Annotated in this window: 29 protein-coding genes; 6 read left to right on the forward strand and 23 right to left on the reverse strand. The window is 69.6% G+C overall.

The features are described from left to right. Window positions 1-59: 59 nt before the first annotated feature. From VM938_08530 to VM938_08545, 4 genes are read right to left on the reverse strand one after another with little or no spacing between them, the layout of a single operon-like run. A complete protein-coding gene (locus VM938_08530) occupies window positions 60-1,301 on the reverse strand; it encodes a competence/damage-inducible protein A (GenBank protein ID HVF75081.1) in 1,242 nt (413 codons plus the stop codon). Further along, window positions 1,291-1,851, reverse strand: a complete 561-nt coding sequence (locus VM938_08535; protein ID HVF75082.1) for a CDP-alcohol phosphatidyltransferase family protein — start codon at window positions 1,849-1,851, stop codon at window positions 1,291-1,293. The genes VM938_08530 and VM938_08535 overlap by 11 nt, the downstream gene beginning before the upstream one ends. Before the next feature lie 5 nt (window positions 1,852-1,856). Continuing rightward, window positions 1,857-3,095, reverse strand: a complete 1,239-nt coding sequence (gene rimO / locus VM938_08540; protein ID HVF75083.1) for a 30S ribosomal protein S12 methylthiotransferase RimO — start codon at window positions 3,093-3,095, stop codon at window positions 1,857-1,859. Window positions 3,096-3,106: 11 nt separating this feature from the next. Then, window positions 3,107-4,126: a serine hydrolase domain-containing protein gene (locus VM938_08545; GenBank protein ID HVF75084.1), complete on the reverse strand. Its 1,020-nt coding sequence runs from the start codon at window positions 4,124-4,126 to the stop codon at window positions 3,107-3,109. A 26-nt stretch (window positions 4,127-4,152) separates the two neighbouring features. Between VM938_08545 and VM938_08550 the strand changes: the two genes are divergently transcribed. Continuing rightward, window positions 4,153-4,416 carry a NifU N-terminal domain-containing protein gene (locus tag VM938_08550; protein ID HVF75085.1) on the forward strand — a complete coding sequence of 88 codons (264 nt, stop codon included), beginning with the start codon at window positions 4,153-4,155 and terminating at the stop codon, window positions 4,414-4,416. On the opposite strand, the gene VM938_08555 is transcribed toward VM938_08550, so the two are convergent. Genes VM938_08555 through thrB form a run of 4 tightly spaced genes read right to left on the reverse strand, consistent with a single transcriptional unit; the run spans window position 4,413 to window position 6,724 of the window. After that, window positions 4,413-5,321: an SMP-30/gluconolactonase/LRE family protein gene (locus VM938_08555; GenBank protein HVF75086.1), complete on the reverse strand. Its 909-nt coding sequence runs from the start codon at window positions 5,319-5,321 to the stop codon at window positions 4,413-4,415. The two genes, VM938_08550 and VM938_08555, sit on opposite strands and share 4 nt — an antisense overlap. Next, on the reverse strand, window positions 5,318-5,668 hold the full coding sequence (gene queF / locus VM938_08560) for a preQ(1) synthase (GenBank protein HVF75087.1): 351 nt from the start codon (window positions 5,666-5,668) through the stop codon (window positions 5,318-5,320). The genes VM938_08555 and queF overlap by 4 nt, the downstream gene beginning before the upstream one ends. 26 nt (window positions 5,669-5,694) lie before the next feature. Then, the gene (locus VM938_08565; protein HVF75088.1) at window positions 5,695-5,847 is read right to left on the reverse strand and encodes a DUF5679 domain-containing protein; all 153 of its coding nucleotides are present in this window, start codon (window positions 5,845-5,847) and stop codon (window positions 5,695-5,697) included. A 28-nt stretch (window positions 5,848-5,875) separates the two neighbouring features. After that, a complete protein-coding gene (gene thrB, locus VM938_08570) occupies window positions 5,876-6,724 on the reverse strand; it encodes a homoserine kinase (protein HVF75089.1) in 849 nt (282 codons plus the stop codon). A 97-nt stretch (window positions 6,725-6,821) separates the two neighbouring features. On the opposite strand from thrB, the gene VM938_08575 reads away from it, so the two are divergent. Continuing rightward, window positions 6,822-7,151: a hypothetical protein gene (locus VM938_08575; GenBank protein ID HVF75090.1), complete on the forward strand. Its 330-nt coding sequence runs from the start codon at window positions 6,822-6,824 to the stop codon at window positions 7,149-7,151. A 521-nt stretch (window positions 7,152-7,672) separates the two neighbouring features. Here VM938_08575 and VM938_08580 read toward each other — a convergent pair. From VM938_08580 to VM938_08610, 7 genes are read right to left on the reverse strand one after another with little or no spacing between them, the layout of a single operon-like run. After that, entirely contained in the window at window positions 7,673-9,937 is a 2,265-nt protein-coding gene (locus VM938_08580; GenBank protein ID HVF75091.1) for a DNA translocase FtsK 4TM domain-containing protein, read from the reverse strand. A gap of 44 nt (window positions 9,938-9,981) precedes the next feature. Next, window positions 9,982-11,637 carry a ribonuclease J gene (locus VM938_08585; GenBank protein HVF75092.1) on the reverse strand — a complete coding sequence of 552 codons (1,656 nt, stop codon included), beginning with the start codon at window positions 11,635-11,637 and terminating at the stop codon, window positions 9,982-9,984. Continuing rightward, window positions 11,630-12,535, reverse strand: coding sequence for a 4-hydroxy-tetrahydrodipicolinate synthase (gene dapA / locus VM938_08590; protein HVF75093.1), 906 nt, complete (start codon window positions 12,533-12,535; stop codon window positions 11,630-11,632). The genes VM938_08585 and dapA overlap by 8 nt, the downstream gene beginning before the upstream one ends. Beyond that, the gene (locus VM938_08595) at window positions 12,532-13,149 is read right to left on the reverse strand and encodes a hypothetical protein (protein ID HVF75094.1); all 618 of its coding nucleotides are present in this window, start codon (window positions 13,147-13,149) and stop codon (window positions 12,532-12,534) included. Before VM938_08595 ends, dapA begins: the two co-directional genes overlap by 4 nt. 24 nt (window positions 13,150-13,173) lie before the next feature. Then, window positions 13,174-14,295, reverse strand: coding sequence for a ferritin-like domain-containing protein (locus tag VM938_08600; protein ID HVF75095.1), 1,122 nt, complete (start codon window positions 14,293-14,295; stop codon window positions 13,174-13,176). Then, complete coding sequence (locus tag VM938_08605; protein HVF75096.1) at window positions 14,295-14,906, reverse strand: helix-turn-helix domain-containing protein; 612 nt, start codon at window positions 14,904-14,906, stop codon at window positions 14,295-14,297. The genes VM938_08600 and VM938_08605 overlap by 1 nt, the downstream gene beginning before the upstream one ends. A 58-nt stretch (window positions 14,907-14,964) precedes the next feature. Next, entirely contained in the window at window positions 14,965-15,516 is a 552-nt protein-coding gene (locus VM938_08610; protein ID HVF75097.1) for a TetR/AcrR family transcriptional regulator, read from the reverse strand. Between VM938_08610 and VM938_08615 the strand changes: the two genes are divergently transcribed. Next, window positions 15,503-15,712 (forward strand): hypothetical protein, encoded by a 210-nt coding sequence (locus VM938_08615; GenBank protein ID HVF75098.1) that lies wholly within the window; start codon window positions 15,503-15,505, stop codon window positions 15,710-15,712. The two genes, VM938_08610 and VM938_08615, sit on opposite strands and share 14 nt — an antisense overlap. On the opposite strand, the gene VM938_08620 is transcribed toward VM938_08615, so the two are convergent. The 4 genes from VM938_08620 to VM938_08635 are packed head-to-tail and all read right to left on the reverse strand — an operon-like array spanning window position 15,709 to window position 19,007. Continuing rightward, complete coding sequence (locus tag VM938_08620; protein ID HVF75099.1) at window positions 15,709-16,134, reverse strand: hypothetical protein; 426 nt, start codon at window positions 16,132-16,134, stop codon at window positions 15,709-15,711. The two genes, VM938_08615 and VM938_08620, sit on opposite strands and share 4 nt — an antisense overlap. Beyond that, the gene (locus tag VM938_08625) at window positions 16,131-16,535 is read right to left on the reverse strand and encodes a hypothetical protein (protein HVF75100.1); all 405 of its coding nucleotides are present in this window, start codon (window positions 16,533-16,535) and stop codon (window positions 16,131-16,133) included. The genes VM938_08620 and VM938_08625 overlap by 4 nt, the downstream gene beginning before the upstream one ends. A 31-nt stretch (window positions 16,536-16,566) precedes the next feature. Further along, window positions 16,567-17,385: a hypothetical protein gene (locus tag VM938_08630; GenBank protein HVF75101.1), complete on the reverse strand. Its 819-nt coding sequence runs from the start codon at window positions 17,383-17,385 to the stop codon at window positions 16,567-16,569. Then, window positions 17,382-19,007, reverse strand: coding sequence for a long-chain fatty acid--CoA ligase (locus VM938_08635; protein HVF75102.1), 1,626 nt, complete (start codon window positions 19,005-19,007; stop codon window positions 17,382-17,384). The genes VM938_08630 and VM938_08635 overlap by 4 nt, the downstream gene beginning before the upstream one ends. 55 nt (window positions 19,008-19,062) lie before the next feature. On the opposite strand from VM938_08635, the gene VM938_08640 reads away from it, so the two are divergent. The 3 genes from VM938_08640 to VM938_08650 all read left to right on the forward strand — a co-directional run bounded on the left by VM938_08640 (window position 19,063) and on the right by VM938_08650 (window position 21,420). Continuing rightward, window positions 19,063-19,761, forward strand: coding sequence for a hypothetical protein (locus VM938_08640; GenBank protein HVF75103.1), 699 nt, complete (start codon window positions 19,063-19,065; stop codon window positions 19,759-19,761). Between the two features lie 61 nt (window positions 19,762-19,822). After that, window positions 19,823-20,548, forward strand: coding sequence for an SDR family NAD(P)-dependent oxidoreductase (locus VM938_08645; GenBank protein ID HVF75104.1), 726 nt, complete (start codon window positions 19,823-19,825; stop codon window positions 20,546-20,548). 104 nt (window positions 20,549-20,652) lie between these two features. Beyond that, a complete protein-coding gene (locus VM938_08650; protein ID HVF75105.1) occupies window positions 20,653-21,420 on the forward strand; it encodes a hypothetical protein in 768 nt (255 codons plus the stop codon). Between the two features lie 6 nt (window positions 21,421-21,426). Here VM938_08650 and dapB read toward each other — a convergent pair whose 3' ends face one another. The 4 genes from dapB to rpsO form a co-directional block, all read right to left on the reverse strand. After that, entirely contained in the window at window positions 21,427-22,215 is a 789-nt protein-coding gene (gene dapB, locus VM938_08655; protein HVF75106.1) for a 4-hydroxy-tetrahydrodipicolinate reductase, read from the reverse strand. 26 nt (window positions 22,216-22,241) lie between these two features. Then, a complete protein-coding gene (locus VM938_08660; GenBank protein HVF75107.1) occupies window positions 22,242-23,477 on the reverse strand; it encodes a pitrilysin family protein in 1,236 nt (411 codons plus the stop codon). Then, window positions 23,474-25,876, reverse strand: a complete 2,403-nt coding sequence (locus tag VM938_08665) for a polyribonucleotide nucleotidyltransferase (protein ID HVF75108.1) — start codon at window positions 25,874-25,876, stop codon at window positions 23,474-23,476. Before VM938_08665 ends, VM938_08660 begins: the two co-directional genes overlap by 4 nt. 162 nt (window positions 25,877-26,038) lie before the next feature. Further along, window positions 26,039-26,296, reverse strand: a complete 258-nt coding sequence (gene rpsO / locus VM938_08670) for a 30S ribosomal protein S15 (protein ID HVF75109.1) — start codon at window positions 26,294-26,296, stop codon at window positions 26,039-26,041. Window positions 26,297-26,316 lie beyond the last annotated feature (20 nt).

Genomic DNA, 26,316 nt, shown 5'->3' on the forward strand with positions numbered 1-26,316 from the left:
GGGATCGCGCTGCAAAACGGCGCGATCCCTACGCAACTTCGGAAGGGGGGGCGGCGGAGCTAGGCCCGGTCGAGCAACCGCCGGCGCAGCATGTCGAGCAGCGAGATGGCGGCGAACTGACGGATGCGGTCGCGGTCGCCGGGCAGCCGCACGTGCACGACTTGGGTGTCGTCGTCGAGGGCCATGCCGAAGAACGCCGTGCCCACCGGTTGGTCGTCCTGGCGGGCCGGGCCTGCCACCCCGGTGACCGACAGGCCCACGTCGGCGCCCAGCACCTTGCGGGCGCCTTCGGCCATGGCCCGGGCCGACTCCTCCGACACCACCGGTCCTTCGGGCACGCCGAGCAGGTCGAACTTCACCTCCGAGGCGTACGACACCACGCAGCCGCGGAACCAGGCGCTCGAGCCCTCGACGTTCACCAACCGCGACGCCACCAGGCCGCCGGTCATCGACTCGGCCAACCCCAGCGACAGCCCCTGCTCCTCCAGCAGCACGCCGACGGCGGTCTCCATGGTGTCGTCGTCGACCCCGAACACGTAGGTGCCGAGCAGCGCCCGCAGTTCGGCGTCTTCGGCTTCGACCAAGGCCATGGCGGCGTCGTGGTCGTCGGCCTTGGCCGTGATGCGCAGCTTGATGCCTTCGATGCCACTGGCCAGGAAGGCGATGGTGGGGTTGCCGCCCGCGGCGTCGAGGGCGTCGAGCCGGGGGGCGACGATCTCGGCCAGCGTCGACTCGGCCAAGCCCCACGTCCGCACCACCCGCGACACGATGGTGGAACGGGTGCCGGCCCGGGCCTGGAGGTCGGGCAGCACGGCGCGCTCCAACATGTCCTGCATCTCGTGGGGCACGCCGGGCACGGCGTACACGACCTTCTTGCCCACCGGGCAGATGAGGCCCGGGGCCGTGCCTCGCGTCTGCGGGATGACGACTGCGCCCCGGGGCACGTCGGCTTGGCGGGCGTTGTTCTCGGCCATGGTGCGGCCCCGCGACTCGAACATGCGCCGGATGAGGTCGACCACCGCTTCGTCGCGCTCCAACCCGACGTTCATCACCTCGGCGATGGCCTCGCGGGTGATGTCGTCCTGGGTGGGGCCGAGGCCGCCGCAGACGATCACCGCCTCGCTGCGAGACAGGGCGATGCGCAACGCCTGCACGATGCGGTCGAGGTTGTCGCCCACCTTGACCTGGTAGTGCGAGTCGATGCCCGCCAGCGCCAGTTGCTCGCCGATCCACGAGGAGTTGGTGTCGACGATCTGGCCCAGCAACAGCTCGGTGCCGACGGCCACCACCTCACACCGCATCGCGCAGCCTCCGGCCGTCGAGCAGGTACTGCGCACCGGTCACCAGGGCCAGCACCACGCCGGCCCACAGCACCACGTTGGCGGGCGTGGGGTTGTCCTCGGTGAGGGGCAGCAGGGCGAAGCCGACGGCCACCTCCTGCACCACCGTCTTCACCTTGGCCCACCACCGCGCCGGCACCGAGATGCCGCGGCGGCTGACCCACGTGCGGTACAGGCTGATGCCGATCTCGCGCACGGCGATGAGGGCGACGGGCAACCACCAGAAGACGTCCTTGGCCACCAGCGCGGCCATGGCCCCGAGCACCAGGAACTTGTCGGCCAGCGGGTCGAGGAACGCACCCGAGCGGGTGGTGCCGTGGCGGCGGGCCAGGTAGCCGTCGACGCCGTCGGTGCCCGCCAGCACGATCCAGAAGGCGAGGGCGGGCCAGGTGGCGCCGTCGCGCACGATGATGGCCAGCAGCACCGGCGTGATGAACAGGCGCGCCAGGGTGATGGCGTTGGCCGGCGTGGCCAACGCCGACGGCCCGAACGTCCCGCTGCGCACGGCCATCGCCGCTACGCGCTCTCGGCTTCGAGGTCGGGACCGGTGGCGCCGGTGACGACCACCTTGGCGAACTGGCCGACCGGCAGCGTGTCGGGAACGTGGACGATGCCGTCGATCTCCGGCGCTTCACGGTGGGTGCGGCCCACGCCCGGAGCGTCGACGAGCACTTCGACGGTCTCGCCGAGAAGGGCTTGGCGGCGGCGGGCGGTGATGGCGTCTTGCAGCATGGAGAGCTCGACCAGCCGTTCGGCCATCAAGTGGGCGGACACCTCGCCGTCCAAGTCCGCCGCGTACGTGCCGCCCTCCTTGGAGTAGGAGAAGAACCCGCACCAGTCGAGCTGCGCCGCTTCCACGAAGGCCAGCAACTGGTCGTGGTCGGCCTCGGTCTCGCCCGGGTAGCCGACGATGAAGTTGGAACGGAAGGCGGCGTCGGGGCAGCGCTGCCGAATGGCGTCGATGCGGGCCAGGAAGCGCCCGCCGTCGCCCCATCGGCGCATGCGGCGCAGCAGCGGCTTCGATACGTGCTGCAACGACAAGTCGAAGTACGGCACCCCGGTGGCCACCACGGCGTCGATGAGCGCGTCGCTCAGGTCGGACGGATAGAGGTAGAGCAGTCGGGTGCGTGCGACTCGGGCGGCCACCTGCTCGACCAGGTCGACGATGGCACCCGCGTGGCCGAGGTCGCGGCCGTACGACGCCAGGTCCTGGGCCACCAGCACGATCTCTTGGGCTTCGAGCGCGTCGACCTCGCCGAGGATGGCGTCGAGCGATCGCGACCGCTGCTTGCCGCGGAACGACGGGATGGCGCAGAACCCGCACGAGCGGTCGCAGCCCTCGGCGATCTTCACGTAGGCCCACGGCGCCGACGACTTGGGGCGGGGCAGGTTCAGCAGGTCGAGGGCAGGCACGTCGGGCTTGCGGCCCAGGGTGACGGGCACGCCGAAGCCCGCTACCAGGTCGGCTTCCGGCAACGCGTCGGCCAGCTCGTCGCCGTAGCGCTCGGCCATGCAGCCGGTGACGACGATGCGGGCGCCGTCCCGTTTGGCGTCGGCCAGGGCCAAGACGGTCTCGACCGACTCCTGTCGGGCCGATTCGATGAAGGCGCACGTGTTGACCACCACCAGGTCGGCTTCGTCGGCCGAGCCCGCGCGCGTCATCCCGTCGGCTTCGAGGGTGCCGACGAGCTTGTCGGAGTCGACCTGGTTCTTCGGACAGCCCAAGGTCTCGACCCAATACGACGGCTGCGCCACAACGCTCAACGCTACAGGGCGAGGTCCTCGTAGAGCGCAGTGAGGACCGGCTGCGTGCGGCGGTGGTTGCCCTTCTCGCCGGGCATGCCGTTGGTGAGCAGCACCACCACCAAGCCGTGCTCGGGGTCGACGAAGCCGATGGACGACTGGCTGCCGCCGTGGCCGAAGGCGCGGGGCGAGGCCCGGTCGCCGTAGCCGTAGGGCGTGGGCCGTTGCTGGTACTGCCACGAGTTCACCATCAGCCCCAGGCCCCAGTCGATGACCGGGCCGAAGGTTTCGTCGCGCAGGCCGACGCGGTGGCGCGCCGTCATGGCCTCCACCGCCTGGGGCGACAACACGGGGCGCCCCCCGCGGCACAAGGCCTCCCAGAAGCGCAGCAGGTCGGAGGCGGGGCCGACGCCGCTGCTGCTGGGGCGCACGTCGGGCGGCGGTCCGCCCAGGGCCCGGGGCGACTCCCCCGACGTGTCGTAAACGACGCCCGATTCCGTCGCCCGCAACGACGACCGCTCCATGTCCAAGGGCCGGAACACCTCGTCGCGCACGTACTCGTCGAAGGAGCGCCCGTCGATCAGCCGCACGATCTCGCCGAGCAACTGGAAGGCGCCTTTGGGGTTGTAGCCCGCCCGGCGCCCGGGCACCCAGTCGTCGTGCACGCCCGCTTCGCAGGCCCGTTGCACGGATGCGTCCCAGTCGGCGCCGTCGGTCTCGGTGGCGGCCAGTTCGGCATTACGCAGGCCCGCCGTGTGCGTCAACAGGTGGCGCACGGTGATGTGTTCTTTGGCGAACTCCGGGATGTGGGCGGCCACCGGGTCGTCGAGGGCGACCTCGCCCCGTTCCCACTGCTGGGCCAAGGCCACTGCCGTCAAGGCCTTGGTCTGGGAGAACCACGGGAACGGCGTGTCGACGTCGACGTTGCCCACGGCCAGGTCGGCGCTGTCTCCCCTGTGCGACACCGACAGTTGGGCACCGAGGTGGAACCCGTCGGTGATGCCTTGTTCGAGGAGGGCCACGGCGGACGGCAACGAGAGCACGGAGACCGAGCCTAGAGTCGCCTGCCATGGCCACCGCAGACCCGCAGCCGTCCCCCAATCCCAACGCCTTGCGCTTCCAGCTCGACATCGAGTTGCCCGCGGCCATGAACTTCAACAGCGCCGAGGAGGCCGCCGGCCACCCCTTTGGCGAGGCGGTGTTCGCGGCCGAGGGCGTGGCGTCGATCTTCGGGGTCAACGACTTCGTGACGGTGACCCGCCGGCCCGGCGCCGAGTGGGAGCCGATCGTGGCGACGGTCCAAGCCGCCGCGGCCGAGCACCTGTCCAGCTAGTACTTCAACCGCAGCCCGGGCCGGGGCCAGCGGCACGCCATCACCCGGCCGGTGGCCGACAACGTGATGTAGGCGGTGCGCATGTCGTCGCCACCGAAGGCGATGTTGGTCGGCACCGGGTCGTAGAACTCGCCGGGCAACGGCATGTGCTCGACCTCGCCCGCAGGGCTGACGACGGTGATGCCCACGTTGTAGATGGTGGCGATGCAGACGTTGCCGCCCGCTTCGACGGCGAGCGAGTCGAAGAACTGGTGCCCGTCGAGCCCCGCCACTAACGAGCCGCCGTGCGGGTGGGGCAGGGCCGTCTCGACCTCACCGGGGCCGGTCACCGTCCAGCGCCACAGCCTGCCGGTCGGCGTCTCGGCCACGTACAACGTGGCGCCGTCGGGCGACAACGCTATGCCGTTGGGCCGCACCAGCGGGGCGACGACGCGCCGTAGCTCGGCGCCGTCGGGGCGGCCGTAACAGACGACCCCGCGGTCCTCGTCGGTCTCGCGCTGCTTGCCGTAGTCGGTGAACCAAAAGCCGCCGTCGGCGTCGAACACGATGTCGTTGGGGCTGCGCAGGCCGTCGTAGATCGTCTCCACCGCGCCGGTGGCGAGGTCGACGCGTTGGATGGAACCGCCGATGTAGCGGTCGTCCTGGTTGACGTCGGCGGGCACGAGCAGGGAGCCGTAGTCGTGCATGGGCCAGCCGCCGTTGTTGCAGACGTAGACCGCCCCGTCAGGTCCCACCGCCGCGCCGTTGGGGCCGCCGCCGACCTCGATGCGCTCGATGCCGCCCTGGGGGTCGATGACGGCGAGGCGGCCTGTCGCCATCTCGCAGACGAGCAGGGAGCCATCAGCCAGCACGATCGGGCCTTCGGGGAACCGCAACCCCTCGACGACGACTCGCGCGTCGATCACGGCGCGCTCGCCTCGACCACGGTGTGAATGCCGCCGCGCACCAACCAGTCGGTGCGCACCGTCATGCGGCGCGGCGACACGGCCGCGACCAAATCGTCGAGGATGCGGTTGGTGACGTCCTCGTGGAACGCGCCCTCCTGCCGAAAGCTCCAGAGGTAGAGCTTCAGCGACTTGAGCTCCACGATCGACTCGCCCGGCACGTAACTGATGGTGACGGTGGCGAAGTCGGGCTGCCCGGTCATCGGGCAGACGCAGGTGAACTCAGGCGTCTCGCAACGGACTTCGTAGTCGCGGCCGGGGTGCGGGTTGGGGATCGCGACGAGGTCGCGGGAGGGGCTGCTCGGCACCCTCCGAACCTAGCCCGGCCGGCGCGTCAAGCGTCCTTGCCGAGCATCCGGTTCATCTTGGTGCCGCACGTGGGGCAGGTGCCCTGCGCAGCGCGACGGCCGTTAGCCATTTCCTTGACCTCGCCATCGAACTCGCGCTTCTCGCGGCACTTGACGCAGTAACCCTCGTAGGTTGCCATGGGCTCGACGGTAGTCGCGCTTCGACGCCTAGCCGGGGATGGTCAGCCCGTCGGTGTCGGGCGACAGCAGGACGGCGGTGCCGGGCACCCCCGCTTCGGCCAACAGCTCGTCGCCTGCGGCCCGCACCTGGGCGGCCGTGGCGCGGTGGCAGACGGCCAACAGGCTGGGGCCCGCACCCGACCAGCACGTGGCCAGGGCGCCGGCGTCGACCAGCTCGGCCAGCAAGTGGCCGGCCTCGGGGAACAGCGACGCCCGGGCGCTCTGGTGAAGCTTGTCTTCCGTGGCTTCGTGCACGAGCAGGCGGTGGTCGGCCAGGCCTGCAAGGAGGAGGCCCATGCGGCCGAGGTTGAACGACGCGTCGGTGTGCGGGACCTGCGCGGGCAGGGCGGCACGAGCCCGCTTGGTCGCCAAGGAGCGGGACGGCACGAGCACCACGAACGCCAACTGTTCGTCGAGCGGCATGCGGGCGGCCACGGGCCGGTCGTTGACGGTGGTGGCGGTGACGAGGCCGCCGAGCACCGAGGCCGCGGCGTTCTCGGGGTGGCCGTCGACTTCGGCGGCGACGGCGAGGGGGTCGTCGGCGCCCGCCGCGGCTGCGGCGGCGACAGCCAGCGCGGCCGAGGAGCCGAGGCCCCGTCCGACGGGGATCTCGGAGCGCACGGTGATGTGTACGTTGTCGTGGCCGAGCACGCGGCGGGCGACCTGGGCGGCCAGGTGGGTGTCGTCGCCGGGCAGCTCGGAGCCCTCGCCCTCGGCGTGGATGGTGAGGAGGTCGGCGGGCTCGATGTCGACCTCGACGTAGACCGACAAGGCGACGGCCAACGTGTCGAAGCCGGGGCCGAGGTTGGCCGACGATCCGGGAGCCCGTGCGCGCACGGCCGCACACCCTAGAAGGTTGTTACCAATGGGACTGGTGTGCGGTCCGATCTGTTGACGGGCCACCCACGACCGGCCCCGTCAGGAGGCAGAGACCATGTACCACTTCGCAGCCATCGCACTTCTGGCACTTGCGCTGTTCAAGGTGGTCGACGTGCTCGAAGACTTGGCCCCGGGGCTTACCAAGTGGCACACCCTGGCGACCATCGTCCTCGGCATCGGCGGCGCCTTCGCCCTCGACTACCGGGCGTTCGACGGTTACGGCATCGCATTCCGTGAGGAGTGGATGGGCACCGTGGCCACCGGCCTGGTGATCGCAGGCTTCACCAGCGTGTGGCGTGCGGCCTTCCACTGGCTCGGCTCGTCCGAGGGCGAAGAGCCCGAGGTGCGCCACCCCATGCACGGCCCCCGCAGCATGGCGGCCTAGCAACCAGAACGGCGACAGCAAGAAGGGGCGCTCACAGCGTGGTGAGCGCCCCTTCTTCGCGTCTGTGGCCGTCTTCGCGTCTGTGGCGGCGCCCCTCAGGGGACTCTCAAAGGAACGTCGCTTTGAACTGGCGCGATCCGCCGATGCACGGGTCGCCGGCGGCAGGCTTCAGCAGGATCTGCCTCCCTCCGACTGTTGCGGTGGTGCAGTCGCCTGTCAGGACACCTGACGCGACACACCATCCTTTGATGGTCGGCACGAAGTACGCCGTGAAATTGGCAGTCGTCCGAGTGGGCGGAGGATACAAATCGGTCGAGGTTGTCAGGTCCGCCTCGCCCCTGCATAAGCCAGGTTCTTCTGCAGCCTCACCGGCTCCTGGCATGAGCACGACCGACAACAACGCAACCGCCGCTATTCCTGCACGTCGCTTCATAATCCCCCCTACTTGTCGCTCGAGTGGCCCACGGTACAGCAATCACGACGATGATGAAGAACACGGAGAGCGAACCGCGAAGTTCGCCTCAGACCTTGGTCGACTGGTGGGCTTCGAGCTCTTCGACGGTCATGAGGACGGCTCGGGCCTTTGAGCCCTCGGACGGGCCAACCACCCCGCGCTGCTCCAACAGGTCCATGATGCGGCCGGCGCGGGCGAAGCCGACGCGGAGTTTGCGCTGGAGCATGGAGGTCGAGCCCAGCTGCGAGCGCACGATCAGCTCCATGGCTGCTTCGAGCATGTCGTCGTCATCGTCGCCGCTCCCGCCGCCCGACCCGCTGGGCGAGCCGGAGAAGCCGGTGAGCGAGTCGTCAGACCCTTCAACGCCGTCGACGTATTCGGGCTGGGCCTGGCGGCGCCAGTGGGCGACGACCTTGCGCACCTCTTCCTCCGACACCCACGGCCCCTGGATGCGGCGGGGCACGTTCGAGGACGCGGTGAGCAGCAGCATGTCGCCCTTGCCCACCAACTTCTCGGCGCCGGGCTGGTCGAGGATGACCCGGCTGTCGGCCAACGACGACACCGCGAAGGCCAGTCGCGACGGCACGTTGGCCTTGATGACACCGGTGATGACGTCGACCGACGGCCGCTGGGTGGCGATGACCAGGTGGATGCCGAAAGCCCGGCCCATCTGGGCGATGCGGCAGATCGACTCCTCGACGTCGCGGGCCGCCACCATCATCAAGTCGTTGAGCTCGTCGACCACCACGAGGATGTACGACAGCCGCTGGTAGTCCTTGCCCGTGGCCGGGTCGGCAGCCAGGTCGCCCCGGTCGAACGCGGCGTTGTAGCCGCCGATGTCGCGCACGCCGACCTCGGCCAGCAGGTCGGTGCGCCGCTCCATCTCGTGCACCGCCCACGCCAGCGCGTTGGCCGCCTTCTTGGGGTTGACCACCACCTGGGTGAGCAGGTGGGGCAGGCCGTTGTACTGGCCCAGCTCGACCCGCTTGGGGTCGACCAGGATCATGCGCACCTGGTCGGGCGTGGCCCGCAGCAGGATCGACGTGAGCAACGAGTTGATGCACGACGACTTGCCCGCGCCGGTGGCGCCCGCGATGAGCACGTGGGGCATGGCCGCCAACGACTCCATGACCGGCCGCCCGGCGATGTCCTTGCCCATGCCCACCTCGAGCGGGTGGGTGGCCCGCCGGGCCTCCTCGGAGCAGAGGATGTCGCCCAGCGCCACCAACTGCCGGGTTACGTTGGGCACTTCTACGCCGATGGCCGAGCGCCCGGGGATGGGGGCCAGCAGCCGGATGTCGGGCGCCGCCATGGCGTAGGCGATGTCCTTCTGCAGGCTGGTGACGCGGGCCACCTTCACGCCCGGGCCGAGCTCCAACTCGAAGCGGGTCACGGTCGGCCCCGGCGTCATGCCCACCAAGCGGGTCTCCACGCCGTGGGCGGCCAGCGCCTCTTCCAGGCGGCGGCCCCGCAGCTCGAGTGTGCGCTTGTCGACCTCTTGGGCCTTCGACCGCTTGAGCAACGACAAGGGCGGCAGCTTCCAGTTGCCCGGCTCGGCGGCGGGGCCGAGGTCGATGGCCAGTTGGTCGCCCGCGGGCACCGGCTCGTCGGGCACGTGGACCTTGATCTCCACGGGCTCGGCCTCGTCGGCGACGGCGACCACCGGCTCGGCCTCGGCCTTCGCTTTCTTGGCCTTGGGCACCTTGGGCGCCTCGTCGGCGCCGGCCTCGGCCTCGTCGGACGACGACAGCGAGCCCAGCCACCGCACGCCCGTTCGCACCCCAGATGAGATGAGGTCGACGGCGGCGCGCACCGAGGTCTTGGTCAGCACCAGCACGGCGATCACCAACAGCGTCACCAGGACGATCGCTGCGCCCCACGTGGCCAGGATCGACGTCAGCGGGCCGGCGATGCCTGCACCCACAAACCCACCGGCGTCCCGCGGCTCGTCGGCGCCGTTGCGCGTCAGGTGCAGCAGGCCGGTGGCAGCCACCACCAGGAACCCGAAGCCGATGGCGGCTCGCCCCGGCTCGGCGTTGCGCAACCGCCCCCGCACCAAGACTGCGCCGATCCCACACAGGACCACGGGCACCAGCAGGCGGCCCCATCCGAAGACCGCGGCGGCGCCGTCGCGCAGCATGCGCCCCACAGGGCCCGTCAGGTCGGCGTAGATGCCCAAGGCGGCGAGCACGCCCACCACCAGGAGGATGAGCCCCCACACGTCGTCGGCTTGGCGGCCCAGGTACGTGGCCAGCGACTGGCGCAGCCCCGCAGGCTTCTTCTTCTTGGCGTGCTTCTTAGCGGCCGGGGCGCGACGCGTGGTCTTCGTCACAATGTCAACAACGGTAACACCAGCAACAGCGAAAGTTGCCGGATTCAGACCTCCATGACGATCGGCACGATCATCGGCCGTCGTCGGGTCCGTTCGTTGACGAACTGGCCGGTGGCCCGGCGTACGTGGCGCTTGAGCGTCTCGAAGTCGCGGGCGCCGTCGTCGGTGGCCTTCTCCAGCGCCTTGAGGATGGCTTGGCGGGCGTCGTCGAGCAGCCCTTCGGCCTCCTGCTCGTATACCCAGCCCCGGGTGATGATCTCCGGGCCGGTGAGCACCTCGCCGGAGCGGGCGTCGACCGTCACCACCACCACGACCACGCCTTCCTCAGCCAGCACCCGCCGGTCGCGCAGCACGCCGTGGCCGATGCCGCCGACCACCCCGTCGACGTAGAGGTAGCCCGCGGGGATCTCACCGGCGAAATCGATGCCCTTGTCGGTGAGCTCGACCACGTCGCCGTCCTCGCACAGGAGGATGTTCGACTCGGGCACGCCCATGCGCACCGCCAGGCGGGTGTGGTGCGTCATGTGGCGGTACTCGCCGTGCACCGGGATGAAGAACTCGGGCCGGGCCACCGACAGCAGCGTCATCAGCTCGCCCTGCATGGCGTGGCCGGTCACGTGGACGTTGGCCACCACCTCGGCGCCTCGGCGGTGCAACCCGTCCATGACCTTGCTGACCGCCGACTCGTTGCCGGGGATGGCATGCGACGACATGATCACCACGTCGCCCTTGCCGACCTGCAACCACTTGTTGTCGCCCGCCGCCATCAGCGACAGCGCCGACATGGGTTCACCCTGCGACCCGGTCGAGATGATGCAGGTGCGTTCGGGCGGGAGGTCGCCGACCTTCTCGATGTCGACCAAGGCCGAGTCGGGGATGTGCAGCAGGCCCATCTCACGGGTCAGCGCCACGTTCTTGCCCATCGACCGTCCGAGGGTGGCGATGGTGCGGCCGTGGGCCAGCGCCGCCTCGGCGATCTGCTGCACTCGGTGGATGTGGCTGGCGAAGCAGGTGACGATGATCCGCTTGTCGGCATGAGCGGCGAACAGGTCGCGTAGCTGCTCGCCGATCGACGACTCGCTCGGCGTGTAGCCCGGCTCGACCGCGTTGGTGGAGTCGGACAGCAGCAGGCGGATGCCGTACTCCTTGGCGATGGCGCCGATGCGGGCCAGGTCGGTGAGGCGGCCGTCGACCGGCGTGAGGTCGAGCTTGAAGTCGCCCGAGTGGAGGATGACGCCCTGCGGCGTGTGGAAGGCGGTGGCGAAGCCGTTGGGCACCGAGTGGGTGACGGGGATGAACTCCACGTCGAAGGGGCCGATGCGGCGGCGCTCGCCGTCCTGCACCTCGATGAGCTCGGTGCGCCCGAGCAGGCCCGCTTCTTCGATGCGATTGCGGGCCAGGCCCAGCGTCAGCTTGGACCCGTAGATGGGGAACGACAGCTCGCGCAGCAGGAACGACAAGCCGCCCGCGTGGTCCTCGTGGCCGTGGGTGAGGATGCAGCCTTCGATGCGATCGGCGTTCTCGCGCAGCCAGGTGAAGTCGGGCAGCACCAAGTCGATGCCGGGCATCTCGGTGTCGGGGAACATGAGCCCGCAGTCGAGGAGCATGATGCGCCCCTCCACCTCGAACGCCGCGCAGTTGCGGCCGATCTCGCCCAGGCCCCCCAGGAAGGCGATGCGAACGGCTGAGGGATCAGGCAACGGGATGGGGGGCGTCGTCGCCGAGGTCGGCCAGGATGGCCCGGGCCCGGTCTTCGAGGCCGTCGGGAGTGGGCCCCATGGGCAGGCGGCACTCCCCCACCCGATGGCCGAGCACCCGCATCATGGCCTTCGACGGCACGGGGTTGGGGTTGGCGTCGCCGGTCTCGAACTCGAACGACGGCAGCAGCCGGGCGTTGATGCGCCGTGCGGCCTCCACGTCGCCCTTGAAGAACGAAGCGAGCATCTCCTGCTGCAGGGCAGCGGTCCAGTGGGTCGCCACCCCGACGGTGCCGACGGCGCCGACGGCCAGCAACGGCAACGTCATGCCGTCGTCGCCGCTGTAGAGCTCGAACCCGCTGGGGGCCTGGGCCATGAGCCGGGCCGCCGAGTACGGGTCGCCTGTGGCGTCCTTGACCGCCACCACGGACGGGACCTCGCGGGCCAGCCGCAGCATGGTGTCGTTGTCGATCTTTCGGCCGGTGCGGAAGGGGATGTCGTAGGCCATGAGCGGCAGCGACGTGGCCTCGGCAATGGCCCGGAAGTGGCCCTCGATGCCCGCCTGCGAGGGGCGGCTGTAGTACGGCGTCACCACCAGCACGGCCGCTGCGCCCGCGGCCTCGGCTATGCGGGCGCCGACGACGGAGTGTGCCGTGTCGTTGGAGCCCGCGCCGGCGATGACGGGCACGGTCACCGCCTCGGCCACCGCACGCCACAGGTCGGCCTTCTCGTCGTTGGTGAGGACGGGGGCCTCGCCGGTGGTGCCGGCGAGCACCAAGCCGTCGTTGCCGTTGTCGACGAGCCACTTGGCCAGCTTCACCGCGGCGTCGAGATCGAGGCGGCCCTCGTCGTCGAACGGGGTGACCATGGCAGTGAGGACAGCGCCGAAACGGGCGGTCATGAAGGTTCCTCCTTGGAGCGCTCGATACCGAGCGTAGACAGAAGGTCCTCGTGCAGTTCGAACCAAATCGTGTGATAGGAGTCGAGGACCGGCGTCGTGAACCAGTCGAAGTCGCCTTCTCGCACCCGCTCCCGCGCGTGTGCCAGCCGAGGTCCGTAGTGCCCGAAACGGGGTCGGATGGCGGCCAACTCGGCGCACAAGGGCTGCATGGCCTCGTCGACGGCGTCGAGGCGGGCCAGCACGTCCCGTTCGTAGTCGGCGTCGCTGTGGTCGTTGAGCACGCCCTCGCGCACCTGCCAGTCGGTGCAGACCTGCAAGAGCTCGCGGTTGGTGGGGAGGAAGCGTCGGTAGACGTCGTCGATGAGCGGCCGCACGCCGTCGGACTCGGCGGCCAGCAGCTCGGCGTGGCGGACCCGACCGGCGGCGCTCAACGACCACCCGGTGAGCCGGCCGTCGCGCCGGATGAGCAGTTCGTCGGCCGCCAGCTTCTCAAGGACGCGTGCAACGTCATCGACGGGAAGCTGGAGGGCAGCCGCCATGGCGGCGCCCTCCGCCAGCCCTTTCAAGCGAAGCGCGTGCAGCACGGCGAAGTCGGTCCCGGCCGCATGCTGCATGCGGGCAGGGTACTCGCCTGCTGCTTACGCGGAGCGCTGATCGCCCTCTGCGAGGGCGAACGCCTCGTACTCCTCGCCGGTGTCGGCCCAGTCCTCGAACTGGATGACACCGAGCTCCTCGAACCGTGTGCGCAGCCAGCCGTCGCCTGCGTCGAGCAGCCCGAGCTTCTTGCAGTTCGGCACGATCTTGGAGAACAGCATCTGCTGGAAGACGGGGCGCTCGGGCGACTGCTGCACGATCTCGACCGCTTCCTTGACCGGCAGGCCCATGCGGTCCCACACCTCCTGCTGGAGGAAGCGGTCGCGCATGCGCACGGCGGCCTCGAAGGCGAACTCCTGGCGCTCGCGCAGCTCGGCCTGGGTGAGCTCTGTGTAGTAGTCCTGCAGCGACAGCACGCCGAAGGCGACATGGCGGGCCTCGTCGCTCATGACGTAGCGCAGGAGCTGCTTGAGCAGGGGCTCGGTGGTGAGCTGGTGGATGAAGCCGAAGGCGGCCAGGGCCAGGCCCTCGACCATGATCTGCATGCCCAGGTAGGTCATGTCCCAGCGGCTGTCGGCGATGATGTCGTCGAGCAACAACTTGAGGTGGGCGTTGATCGGATAGTGGCCCGACAGCTTGGTGTCGAGGTATTTGGCGAACACCTCGACGTGGCGGGCCTCGTCCATCACCTGGGTCGACGCGTAGTACTTGGCGTCGATCCACGGCACGGTCTCGACGATCTTGGCCGTGCACAGGAGTGCCCCCTGCTCGCCGTGCATGAACTGCGACAGCGTCCAGTTCTGGCTCTCGCAGCCGAGCTGGATCCACTCCTTCTCGGTCCACTTCTCGAAGCACGTGCCCGACAGGTCCATGCCGTAGCCGAGGCCGCCCATCTGCATGGCGTTGGCCATGACGACGGCTTCCTGGTCGACCTCGGTCTCCCAGGGCAGGTCCTTCTCGCCGTCCCACATGGAGTGCTTGGCCTTCTCGTAGAGACGGTTCAGCTTGGGCTTGGCGCCCTTCTCGTAGTCCCAGGTGAAGATGGCGTCGGCGTTGTCCTTGACGGCGTGGATGGCCTCGTCGACGTCGGTGTTGCTGACCGAGAGGATGGCCTCCAGGTCGTCGATCTCGGCGCGGCCGATCATCTCTTCGTGGGTCTTGGCCATCAGGTGGTCCCCCTTGACGGTTGGGTGAGCCCAGGGAGGACGAACGTCCTCACCAAGCGACGGACGGATGCAATGTCGGCGATGTCGAGCTGGGAGTCGGCCGGCTGGCAGACGTAGGAGAGGACGAGGCGGGCGGCCCATTCGCCGGCCCGGCGGGCCTCGTCGGGGCTGAGCCAGCTCTCGAGGTAGGGGGCGCCGACGGCGGCGCCTGCGGCCAGCACCTCGTCGAGCTTGCCGAAGGCCAGGCGGGGCAGGACGACCTCGGGCTCATGGGCCAGGAGGAACTGCAGCGGCTCATGCGTGGTGATGCGACGGCCCGCCTCGGCCATGCCGTGCACGAGGGTGTCTTCCAGGGAATCGGCTGTGGCCATGGCGGCGGCTACGCCGGCGAAGAAGCGGCGGGTTTCGCTCTTGGCCACGGTCTCCATGAGGCCGTCCTTGCCGCCCGGGAAGACCCGGTAGACGGTGGCCCGGGACAGGCCGGCCTCGCGGGCGATGTCTTCCAGCGTGGTCTTGGCTCCGCCCCAGCGGGCGATGCAGCGCAGGGCGGCGTCGGTGATGCGCGCCTCATGGGTGACGACGGGAGGCTCGACCAGGAGCGCCACACTCATTGATGAGACAGTAACACCGATTTCGTCTCAGCGTCTATGTGTCTTTTTGTGTCGCATGTCACAATCGCAAGCCGCCGATGAGCTCGGTGCGCACCAGTTCCCGCACCTGGTCCCGGTCGGTGAGGTCCCAGCGGCCTTGGGCCCCGATGAACGACAGGAGCATGCGTGACACGTAGTCGGCCGCTTCCAGGCTGGTGGTGCCCGGCGGCAGGGCGTCGTCGGGGATGTGGGGGACCAGGAACGCCCGGATGAAGCCCCGGATGCGGTCGCTGTCGACGTTGAGTTGGGGCAGCAGGCGCTCGGGCTCGGTCTCCAACACCTTCTGGAGGACCTCATGCTCCTCGACAGCCCGGTGGGCGAACAGGAGGGCCTCGACCAGGAGGTCGCCGAAGTCGGTGACGCCCTCGACCGCTGTGGCCAGGCGGGTGAAGAAGCGAGCCACCTCCCACGAGATGGTGTCGCGGATGAGCTCGTCCTTGCCGCCGGGGAAGTAGCGGTAGACGCTGGCCCGTGACAGGCGGGCCTCGCGGGCCACGTCTTCCACGGTCGTCTTGCCCAGCCCGTAGCGGGCCACGCAGGTGAAGGTTGCTTCCAGGATGCGGTCCCGCATGGCGCCGTTGTACCAGGCTGCTGCCGTGCAGATCCGCCCCGGCGACCGGTGGCAGTGCGACGGGTGCGGGCAACTGCTGGCCTTCGACGAGCGAGGGCGGGTGCCGCAAGCCCAGTTGGACGCCTGCCGGGGCCTGTGCGACTGGGCCTTGGTGGAACGCGACGGCCGTGCCGTGGAGGACGGCCCGTCGCTCTAGAGCGCCACGATCCTCGGTCGTACTGCGAGGGCGTCGGCGATGCGGCCCATGTCGTCAGCGTCGCTGGTGATCACGGCGTGCGGAGCGGCGGTCACATCCAACACGGCGGCAAGGTGGGCGTCGGCCACCGAGACGCCGAGCTTGGTACGGACGGCGGCGGCACGGTCCGCCGTCGCACTGTCGAGAGGCAACTCGTCGATGCGAAGGCGGTTGACAGCAGCGGCCCGAGGCGTGCGCCTGTCCCAGCCCGCCTCTACCCGGACGGCAGTGGGCACCACCAGTCGCACCGAGCCCGCACGACGCAGGTTCCTGGCGGCGACCGCCTCGACGACGGCCAGCACCCGCCGGTGCTTCCGGTGGGCAGGGTCGGCCAAGGCCTGCACGGCCTCGTTGTCGAGCACCACCGTGCGCGCCTGCTTCACGCCACCGCTGCTCCGAGCCCGGCGGCGTAGAGGAGGACGTCGTCGGGAGTGGGGTCGTCCTTCAACGCGTGCACCTCGACGACCGCTCGCCGCACGAGGTCGGGGCGGTCGGCCAACGGGCTCCCGTCGATGGCCGCGGTGGCCAACGCCACCTCTTCGAGGTCGGGTCGCGCGTCGGGGTGGGCCCGGTAGTGGGCATCGAGCACGGCGCGCTGGGCGAACGCCTCCAAGGCGTCACGCAGGCCGCGAACAGTGAGCTCGGTGGTCGAGGCGGCCAACCCCATGTCGGCGGCAAGGGCAGCGGCGTCCCGCAGGTTGGCGGGCAAGCGCACCGAGGTGCCGACGGACTCGGTTCCGTCGTCGTCGAGCAGGGCGAGCAGCCGCTTCAGGTTGCGGTCCACGGGCAGAAATGTACCACGGGGTGTACCACAATCAGAAGTGGCTGGGCGGCACTGCGCTCTTGTTGACCTTTGTGCTGGCCACGATGCGCCAGGCGTTGTCGACGAAACGCACGGTGAGGTGGTCGTACTGGGTGCCCGCCGCCTCCCAGAGGTCGAGTTGGCCCGGCGAGACGCGGGCGCTGCCGTCGGGCGACTCGCGGTGCACCACGACGTTGCCGGGGAACTGCACGACGTCGACGGCCAGCATGCGTGTGCTGCCCGTGCGGCGGAAGCCGAAGATGGCCTCCTGGGCGGCGTCGCCGCCGATGTCCTCGCCCCGGAAGCGGATCTCGGTGAAGCGGGACCCGTCGTCGTCGCGGGCCTCCGCCGCGGCGATCCACGTCTCCCCTGTCTCCTGCCGGTAGGTGTAGGCCCGCCGTGCCGTGGCGCCGCCTGCCGCCGCCTTCGACTCGATCACCAGGTACCAGTCGCTGCGGATGCCGACGCACTCGGCCGTCCAGCCCGGGGTGGCGAACTGGGTGCAGCCCCCGCCTTGGCGGATTGTGCGGCGGATGGGCGACGCCGGTGTGCGCAGGACGGCGCCTTGGCCGTTCAGGACGGGCCGAGCCGCCGTCGTGGTGGTGGCGAGCGCGGTGGTGGAGGTCGGCGCCGCCGTGGTCGTCGTCGGCTCCTCCACGCCGGTACTGGTCGTGGTCTCCTCGACCACGCTGGACGCCGTCGTGGTGGTGGCGTCGGCTACCAGTTCGTCGTCACCGTCGTCGCCCACCAAGGCGGCGATGAGCAAGGCGAGCACGAAGAGGGCGGCCATGCCGCCGGCCACTGCGGCGGCGATGCGTTGCTTGGGGGTCACTCGGCCTCAGTCGGGAAGCGGTAGTCGGCGAAACGGTCGCGCAGCGTCTTCTTGGAGAACTTGCCCACGCTGGTCTTGGGCACCTCGTCGATGAACACCACGTCGTCAGGCAACCACCATTTGGCCACCCGCGGGCGGAGGTGCTCGACAATCTCGTCCTTAGTGGCCTCGGCGCCGGGCTTGAGCACGACGCACGCCAACGGCCGCTCGTCCCACTTGGGGTGCGGGATGCCGATGACAGCGGCCTCGGCCACGGCCGGGTGGGCCATGATCTCGTTCTCCAACTCGACCGAGCTGATCCACTCCCCGCCCGACTTCACCAGGTCCTTGGTGCGGTCGACCAAGCGGATGTAGCCCTCGGGGTCGACCACGGCGACGTCGCCGGTGCGCAGGAACCCGTCGGCCGTGAACGACTCCTGCGATCCCGGGTGGTTGTAGTAGTCCTTGGCGATCCACGGGCCCGCCACCTGGAGCTCGCCGCTGGTCTTGCCGTCCCACGGGAGCGGGTCGGTGGTGCCCGGCTCCACGACGCGGAACTCGACACCAGGCACCACGAGCCCCTGGGTGGCACGCAGGTCGGCCAGCTCGTCGTCGGGCCGGTCGCGCAACGTCGACTTCACATGGCACACCGAGGCGATGGGGCTCGTCTCGGTCATGCCCCACGCCTGGGTGATGGGCAGGCCGATGGCGGCCCGGAAGCCCTCCGACAACGCCTTGGGCACGGCCGAGCCGCCGCACACCACGCTGCGCAGGCTGGAGAGCTCGCGGCCTTCCAGTAGCGGCAGCACGCCCATCCAGATGGTGGGCACGCCCGCGGCGAGGGTGACCCGCTCCGACTCCATGAGGCCCACAAGCGCTGGAGGCGACAGGTCGGCACCGGGCATGACCAGGTTCGCCCCTGTGGACACGCAGGCATGGGCGATGCCCCAACAGTTGGCGTGGAACATGGGCACGATCGGCAGCACGGTGTCGGCCTCGCGGACGGCGAGGTTGTCGACCATCAGCACGCCCATGGTGTGGAGGAACATCGAGCGGTGCGTGTAGACGACGCCCTTGGGGTTCCCGGTGGTGCCGCTCGTGTACATCATCGAGCCCGCCCGGTGCTCGTCGTCGACCCGGAACTCGGCCATCGGCGCGTCGGCTGTCAGCGCGTCGTAGTCGATGATGCGGGGGTCGGCGGGCACGTCGCCCTTGCCGTCGTCCATGACCACGACGTGCTTGACCGTGGTGAACGTATCGAGCAGCGGCGCCAGCACGGCCAGCAACGACCGGTCGGCGAAGATCACCTCGTCCTCGGCGTGGTTGACGATGTAGGTGAGCTGCTCGGCGAACAGGCGGATGTTCAGGGTGTGCAGCACCCGGCCCGTACACGGCACCGCGTAGTAGAGCTCGAGGTGGCGGGCGGTGTTCCAGGCGAAGCTGCCGACCCGGCCGTCGGCCGAGATGCCGAGGGCGTCGAGGGCGCCGCCCAGGCGCCGGGTGCGGGCCGCCCATTCGCCGTAGGTGGTGCGCTCGACGCCGGTCGGCGTGGCGGTGGCGACGGTCTTGGCGGGGAACAGTCGCTCGGCGCGCTGGAAGAAGTGCGGCAGCGTGAGCGGATAGTCCTGCATGAGGCCCTGCATCACGTCCCCCTTGTCGACGGCTGCGGTCAGGTTATCGGCGGGTAGGGTTTCCGCCTTGGCATCGACCGACCCTTCCGAGCCGCGGCCGAAGCCGAGCCGGCGGACACTGGTCCTGATCCTCACGCCCATCATCATCGTGTGGGTGGCGGGGATCGTCGGCAACGCGCTCACGCCGACCCTGCTGGCCAAGCACCCGCTGTGGCTCGTCTTTCTCGAACCCCGTAACCGCAACCTCATCCTGGTGTCGCAGCAGGTCGACCAGGTGCCGTTCATGCTCGTCGGGTTCTTCCGCCGGGTGCTGACCGACCCGCTCTACTACCTGCTCGGCTACATGTACGGCGATTCGGCGGTGCGGTGGGCCGAGCGACGGGCGGGCGAGGCGGGCTCGTTGGTGCGCGGCGTGGAGAAGGCTTTCGCCAAAGCCGGGCCGGTCGTCGTCTTCGTGTCGCCGGGGGCGCTGGTGTGCGTGTTGGCCGGAGCCACCCGCATGAAGCCGGTCGTGTTCGCGGCCATGAACGTGTTGGGCACCGTCGCCATCCTGTTCGTGCTCTACGCGTTCGGCGACGTGTTCGACGGCCCGGTGGGTGCGTTGAACCGGTTCATCACCGGCAACTTCAAGTGGCTGACCGCTTTCTCGATCCTGGCCACCATGTGGTGGCTCTGGGACCAGCGCAAGCGGGGGAAGCTGGAGTTGGAGTCGGTCTCGGAGATCGCCGACCAACTGGAGGACGGCGAGGAGCCGGGCAAGGCGTGAAGTTGTGTAGAAATCGCGCCGGAAAACGCGCCGTTGCCTACGCAACTTCGGGGCGGGGGCGATGAAGACGGCGGTCGTGACGGGGGCGAGCAGCGGGATCGGTGCCGCCACCGCTCGTCGGCTGGCGGCCGAGGGTTTCTCTGTCGTGGTAGGCGCCCGTCGGTTCGACCGGTGCGAGGCGCTGGCGGCCGAGATCGGTGGACGGGCGCTGCCCCTCGACGTGACCGACCGGGCGTCGGTGGCGGCGTTCGCCGAGGCGATCGAGTCGTGCCACGTGCTCGTCAACAACGCAGGCGGGGCGTTGGGCCTGGCACCGGTGGAGGAGGCCGACGAGGAGCAGTGGCGCTCGATGTTCGACGCCAACGTGCTCGGCGTCCTGCGGGTGACCAAGGCGCTGCTCCCCCGCCTTGTTGCGAGCGGCGACGGGCACATCGTGGTCATCGGCTCGGTGGCCGGGCTGTGGGCGTACCCGGGCGGTGCGGGCTACACGGCGGCCAAGCACGGCGCCCGGATGGTGCGCGAGACGTTGCGGCGCGAGCTCTTGGGCCGTCCCGTGCGGGTCACCGAGGTCGACCCCGGGCTGGTGGAGACGGAGTTCTCCCTGGTGCGCTTCGGCGGCGACGCCGAGCGGGCGGCCAAGGTCTACGAGGGCGTCGACGCCCTCACCGCCGACGACATCGCCGACTGCGTGGCGTGGGCGGTCACCCGGCCGAGCCACGTGAACATCGACCAACTCGTCGTCATGCCTCGCGACCAAGCCGGACCGGAGCACGTCCACCGCCACTGAGTTGCCGATGACCGAGTGACACGACGGGACCGTCCGGTCGTACTACCGAGTAAGGGCGACAGAGGGGGCTCCTAATGCGACGTGCTGTGCTCGTGGCGGCACTTGTGGCGGCGATCGTGGGCCTGCCGGCAACGGGGCCTGCGACTGCGCACACCGGCGTGTGCACCTTCGACGGAGTGATGCATCTCAGCGCGGGGCTCTGGCACGCCGACCCGTTCGCCCCGAGCGTGACGACGAGCTTCAACTTCGTTTACACCACCGGCCTTTGCACTGCGAACAAGAACGTGAACACAAGCGGCACCATCACAGGTTGGTGCGGCATGGCCACAGGGACAGGCGCAACGGCATCCGGCCATGCCTTCTCCTTGGCGTGGAATGGCGCCACCATGACGTTCTCAGGAGCGTTCGCGGGCGCCTTCCACGTCACAGACATCCCCTTCGACACGGGCGATTGCGCGCAGGGGACCGCCCGCAATTTCACGGCGCGGGGAACAGTCCTGAAGTCCCACACGACGCTGCCGAACGATGTGTGCACGGGCAGGTTCCGCATGACGCTGTCGGTGCCGTTCGCCGGCAGGCTCGTTCCGCCGCGGTCGGCGAGCTTCACCATCCAGCACGTGAGCGGCACATGCTCGGGCTCGACACCCATCAGCGTGACAGGCACGATCACAGGCGATTGCTACCTCGCCAACGGCTCCGGCACCAGCAACAGCGGTGCTACTGCGACGGTCGACTGGTACGGCCATCTGATCGGGCTCACAGGGCAACTCATCGGCAGTGCCTTCAGCACCGAGGATCCGAACACGCCTGGTACCTGCCTCTCCGGGACCGAGACGCAGTTCATGCTGGTAGGCACGTTGGCCCGCATCTGACCCGGCTCAGAGGCCGAGGAGGACGTCCAGGCCGATGGTGAGGCCGGGGTGGTCGGCCACGTTCTTCACGGCCAACAGCACGCCCGGCATGAACGAGGTGCGGTCGTAGGAGTCGTGGCGGATCGACAGGCTCTGGCCCGTGGTGCCCAACAGGACCTCCTGGTGCGCCACCAGCCCCCGCAGGCGCACCGAGTGCACGCGGATGCCGGCCGGCCCGACGCCGCCGCGGGCGCCCGCCACCACCTCGGTGCGGGTGGGGTCGTCGCCCCAGTCCTGCGACGCCGCCGCCATGCGCTCCAGCGTCAGCATGGCCGTGCCCGAGGGGGCGTCGAGCTTGGCGTCGTGGTGCAACTCGATGACCTCGGCGCTGTCGAACCACGGCGCCGCCAACTCGGCGAAGCGCATCATCAGCACGGCGCCGATGGCGAAGTTAGGAGCCACGAAGCAGTTGGCCGACGACTCGTCGAACAAGCGCCGTAGTTCGTCGAAGTCGCCGTCGGTGAAGCCGGTGGTGCCGACCACCGCGTGCACGCCGTTGGCCGCGCACCACCGCAGGTTCTGGCGAGCAGCGTCGAGGTGGGTGAAGTCGACCACCACCTCCACATCAGCCCGGGCCAATGCCGAGGGGTCGCCGGCGATCTGCAGCCCGGCATCGACGCCGGTGGCCTGGCGCAGGTCGATGCCCTCGTGGTGGGGGTCGACGGCCGCCGCCAGGGTCAGGTCGGGGTCGGCCGCCACCGCCCGGCACACCTCCGAGCCCACTCGCCCACCGGCTCCGAACACACCCACACGCATGGGCTCGGAGCGTAGGCGGTCAGGCGTCAGGCGAAGGCGCCGTCGTCAAACGGCCCGACCACGGCGAGCACTCGCTCCCGGCCGAGCACCCGCTGCGCCACCTCGCCCACCTGGTCGAGGGTGACGGCGTCGACGGCGGCCACGATGTCTTCCACCGTGTGCACGCAGCCGTGCACGAGCTGGCTGCGCCCGATGCGGTGCATGCGGGCCGCCGAGTCCTCCAACGACAGGGCCAGCTCGCCCTTGAGGTGGCCCTTGGCCACCTGCAGTTCGCGTTCGGTCACGCCCGCCGTCGCCATGCGGTCGAACTCGGCATGCATGAGGGCGACGACCTCGTGCACGTGCGTGGTCGCGGTGCCCGCGTAGACCGACAGCGCCCCGGCGTCCTCGTAGGCGGCTCGGTAGGAGTACACCGAATACGCCAGGCCCCGGTCTTCGCGGATCGTCTGGAACATGCGCGACGACAGCCCGCCGCCGAGCACCTGGTCGAGCACCGACAACGCATAGCGGTCGGGATCGTCGCGGTCGACGCCGCGCACCCCGACGACCACGTGGGCCTGTTCGGTGTCCTGAGTGTCGACCAGCAGGGGCTCGACCTCGGGACCGGGCGCCGTGCGTTGCGGCTGCACGCCGCCCAGCGCACCGGTGAAGCGTCGCTCCACCCCTTCGACGATGGCGTCGTGCTCCAGTCGTCCGGCCGCGGAGAACACCATGTTCTCGGGCCGGTAGTGGTGCGCCCAGAACGAGCGGATGGCCTCGGGCGTCATGGCCCGGATGCGGTCCTCGTCGCCCAGCACCTCACGACCCAACGGGTGGCCGGGGAACAGCGCTTCGGCGAAGACCTCGTGCACCAGGTCGGCGGGCTCGTCGGCCCGCATGAGGATCTCTTCGAGGATGACGTGGCGCTCGGAGTCGACTTCCTCGGGCCGGAAGGCCGGGTCCCACAAGATGTCGCTGAGGATGTCGAGGCCGAGCTCCAGGCTCTCGTCGAGCACCCGCAGGTAGAACGCCGTGTACTCCTTGGTGGTGAAGGCGTTCATGTCGCCGCCCACGGCGTCGATGTCCTCGGCGATGCGCCGGGCCGACCGGGTGGGCGTGCCCTTGAACAGCAGGTGTTCGAGGAAGTGCGACGCACCGGCCAGCGCCGGCTCCTCGTCACGGGAGCCGGTGCCGACCCAGAAGCCGGCCGACACCGAGCGCACGTCTGGCATGCGCTCGGTGACGACCTTCAGTCCATTGTCGAGGGTGGTGGTGCGTATCAGCGCCGGCCGCCGCCACCGCCGCGACGCGGGTTGCGACGCGGGCCGCGGTCACCGCCGCGCGACGGGCCTGCGCCGGCTGCTTCGCCCGGGCCGAGGTCACCGAACTCCTTGGCGGCCTCTTCCTCCCAGGCCTCCTCGAACGACACCACTTCGCCACCGGCGACCGACGACTCCGACGAGGCGGGCGCGGAGGACTCCGACGGCGAACCGCCGCCACCGTTGCCGCCTTCACGAGCCGCCACCTCGCCCACCGGCGACAGCGACACCTTGCCCTGCGGGTCGATGTCGTCGACGCGCACGTCGATCTCGTGGCCCAGGTCGACCACGTCTTCCACCCGCTCGACCCGCTTGCCCTGGCCCAGCTTGGAGATGTGGACCAGGCCGTCGCGGCCCGGGAGGATGTTCACGAACGCACCGAACTTGGTGATGTTGACGACGCGGCCTGTGTAGACGGCGCCGACCTCGGCCTTGGGCGGGTCGAGGATCATCTCGATGCGGCGACGGGCTTCCTCGACCGCAGCGCCGTCCTTGGCGCCGATGGTCACTGTGCCCACGCTGCCGTCGTCGTCGACGGCGATGTCGGCACCGGTCTCCTGCTGCATGGTGTTGATGACCTTGCCCTTGGGACCGATGACCTCGCCGATCTTGTCCATGGGGATTGTGAAGCTGACGATCTTGGGAGCGGTCTCGCGCACCTCGGACCGGGGCTCGGCGATGGCCGCCTGCATGACCTCGAGGATCTGGAGGCGGGCGTCACGCGCTTGCTGCAGGGCGTTGGCCAGGACCTCGGCGGGCAGGCCGTCGATCTTGGTGTCGAGCTGCAGGGCGGTCACGAACTCCGCCGTGCCGGCCACCTTGAAGTCCATGTCGCCGAAGGCATCTTCGGCACCGAGGATGTCGGTCAGGGTCGTGTAGCGCCCTTCGGCGAACACCAGGCCCATGGCGATGCCGGCAACGGGCGCCTTGATCGGCACGCCGGCGTCCATGAGCGACAAACTCGACCCGCACACCGAGGCCATCGAGGTGGAGCCGTTGGACGACAGCACCTCGGAGACCAGGCGCAGGGTGTAGGGGAAGTCGTCCTGGCTGGGCACCACGGGCACCAACGCCCGCTCGGCCAGCAAGCCGTGGCCGATCTCACGGCGCTTCGGACCGCGCATGAAGCCGGTCTCGCCGGTGGAGAAGGGCGGGAAGTTGTAGTGGTGCATGTACTTCTTGCGGTCGTCGATGCCGATGGTGTCGAGCATCTGGTCCATCCGCGGCATGCCGAGGGTGGTGACGTTGAGCACCTGGGTCTCGCCCCGCTGGAACAGGCCGGAGCCGTGCGCCGTGGGGATGATGCCGACTTCGGCCGACAGGGGCCGCAGGTCGGCCGGGCCGCGGCCGTCGATGCGGACGCCTTCCTCGACGATCTTCTTGCGCACGAGCTTCTTGGTCAGCGACCGGATGGCGGCCTTGACTTCCTTCTCGCGGCCCTCGAACTCGGTGGCCAACGCCGTCATGATGTCGGCGCCTGCCTGCTCCAAGGCGGCGTTGCGCTCGGCCTTGACGAAGATGGTGTTGGCCTGGCTGATGGGCTCGGTGCCCAGTTCACTCACCCGGGCGAACACGTCGTCGCCGTAGTCGACCTGGGTCTGGAAGGCGACGGTGGGCTTGGCGCCCGCCTGCGCCACCAGTTGGCGCTGCAGCTCGATCGACTCGTTGATCCACTTCTTCGACTCTTCGAGCCCTTGGGCGATGACCTCTTCGGTCACCTTGGGGGCGCCGGCTTCGAAGGCGGCCCAGGCCGCTTCGGTGCCGCCCGCTTCGACCATCATGATGGCCACGTCGCCGCCGTCAAGGCCCCGGCCTGCGACGACCAGCTCGAAGGTCGACGCGTCGCCCTCCTGATAGGTCGCCCACGGGACCCAGGTTCCCTGGGCGGTCCACGCCATGCGCACGGCGCCGATGGGGCCGTCGAAGGGGATGCCGCTCAGCATCAGGGCCGCGCTGGCGGCGTTGATGCAGAGGACGTCGTGGGGGTTCTCCTGGTCGGCGCCCAGGATGGTGCCCACGACGTGGACCTCGTTGCGGAAGCCCTCGGGGAACGACGGGCGCAGCGGGCGGTCGATCAGGCGGCAGGTGAGGATGGCCTGGTCGGTGGCCCGGCCCTCACGCCGGAAGAACGAGCCGGGGATCTTCCCGGCCGCGTACATGCGCTCCTCGATGTCGACCGTCAGCGGGAAGAAGTCGATGCCCTCCCGGACGGACTTGGCCGCCGTGGCGGTCACCAGGACCATGGTGTCGCCGATCCGGGCCACAACGGCTCCGTCGGCTTGGAATGCGTACTTCCCCGTCTCGAACGACAGGGTCTTGTCGGTCCCGGATACGGGACCGGAAACGGCGATGGCGTCAGCCACGTTCGCTCCCTTTCTGTAAGGGGCGGCGGGCGGGCCAGTTGCCAGTTGTCGGGCGCCCGATCGTTTCCGACCGAGAACCCGGCAACTGGTAGCTGACCTCTCGCCGCCAGTCTCGGAATGCGACACGAGCGGCCCCCTGGCCGCTCGTGTGGTGCTACGTCCTTATCGGCGAAGGCCGAGGCGGCCGATGATCTCGCGGTAGCGCTCGACGTTGTTGGACTTCACGTAGTCGAGCAGACGCCGCCGCTTGCCGATCAGCTTCATCAGGCCCCGACGGGTGTGGTGGTCGCCCTTGTGCATCTTGAGATGCTCCGTGAGGTGGTTGATGCGCTCCGTAAGGATGGCGATCTGGACCTCAGGCGACCCCGTGTCGGAGTCGTGGAGCCGATGCTCGGCGATCGTTGCGGCTTTGTCGGGCATGCAGCAGCTTCCTCTTTGCT

The sequence above is a fragment of the Acidimicrobiales bacterium genome (assembly GCA_035536915.1).
Lineage (GTDB): Bacteria > Actinomycetota > Acidimicrobiia > Acidimicrobiales > JAHWLA01 > JAHWLA01.

Bases quoted from the DNA above. Each gene is read 5' to 3' on its own strand.
- VM938_08600 (HVF75095.1), bottom strand. From the start codon at position 14,295: ATGGCCAAGACCCACGAAGAGATGATCGGCCGCGCCGAGATCGACGAC.
- VM938_08535 (HVF75082.1), bottom strand. From the start codon at position 1,851: ATGGCCGTGCGCAGCGGGACGTTCGGGCCGTCGGCGTTGGCCACGCCG.
- dapB (HVF75106.1), bottom strand. From the start codon at position 22,215: ATGCGTGTGGGTGTGTTCGGAGCCGGTGGGCGAGTGGGCTCGGAGGTG.
- VM938_08605 (HVF75096.1), bottom strand. From the start codon at position 14,906: ATGAGTGTGGCGCTCCTGGTCGAGCCTCCCGTCGTCACCCATGAGGCG.
- dapA (HVF75093.1), bottom strand. From the start codon at position 12,535: ATGACCGCCCGTTTCGGCGCTGTCCTCACTGCCATGGTCACCCCGTTC.
- VM938_08575 (HVF75090.1), top strand. From the start codon at position 6,822: ATGTACCACTTCGCAGCCATCGCACTTCTGGCACTTGCGCTGTTCAAG.
- VM938_08615 (HVF75098.1), top strand. From the start codon at position 15,503: ATGCGGTCCCGCATGGCGCCGTTGTACCAGGCTGCTGCCGTGCAGATC.
- VM938_08565 (HVF75088.1), bottom strand. From the start codon at position 5,847: ATGGCAACCTACGAGGGTTACTGCGTCAAGTGCCGCGAGAAGCGCGAG.
- VM938_08550 (HVF75085.1), top strand. From the start codon at position 4,153: ATGGCCACCGCAGACCCGCAGCCGTCCCCCAATCCCAACGCCTTGCGC.
- VM938_08645 (HVF75104.1), top strand. From the start codon at position 19,823: ATGAAGACGGCGGTCGTGACGGGGGCGAGCAGCGGGATCGGTGCCGCC.
- VM938_08610 (HVF75097.1), bottom strand. From the start codon at position 15,516: ATGCGGGACCGCATCCTGGAAGCAACCTTCACCTGCGTGGCCCGCTAC.
- rpsO (HVF75109.1), bottom strand. From the start codon at position 26,296: ATGCCCGACAAAGCCGCAACGATCGCCGAGCATCGGCTCCACGACTCC.
- VM938_08635 (HVF75102.1), bottom strand. From the start codon at position 19,007: ATGCAGGGCCTCATGCAGGACTATCCGCTCACGCTGCCGCACTTCTTC.
- VM938_08595 (HVF75094.1), bottom strand. From the start codon at position 13,149: ATGCAGCATGCGGCCGGGACCGACTTCGCCGTGCTGCACGCGCTTCGC.
- VM938_08530 (HVF75081.1), bottom strand. From the start codon at position 1,301: ATGCGGTGTGAGGTGGTGGCCGTCGGCACCGAGCTGTTGCTGGGCCAG.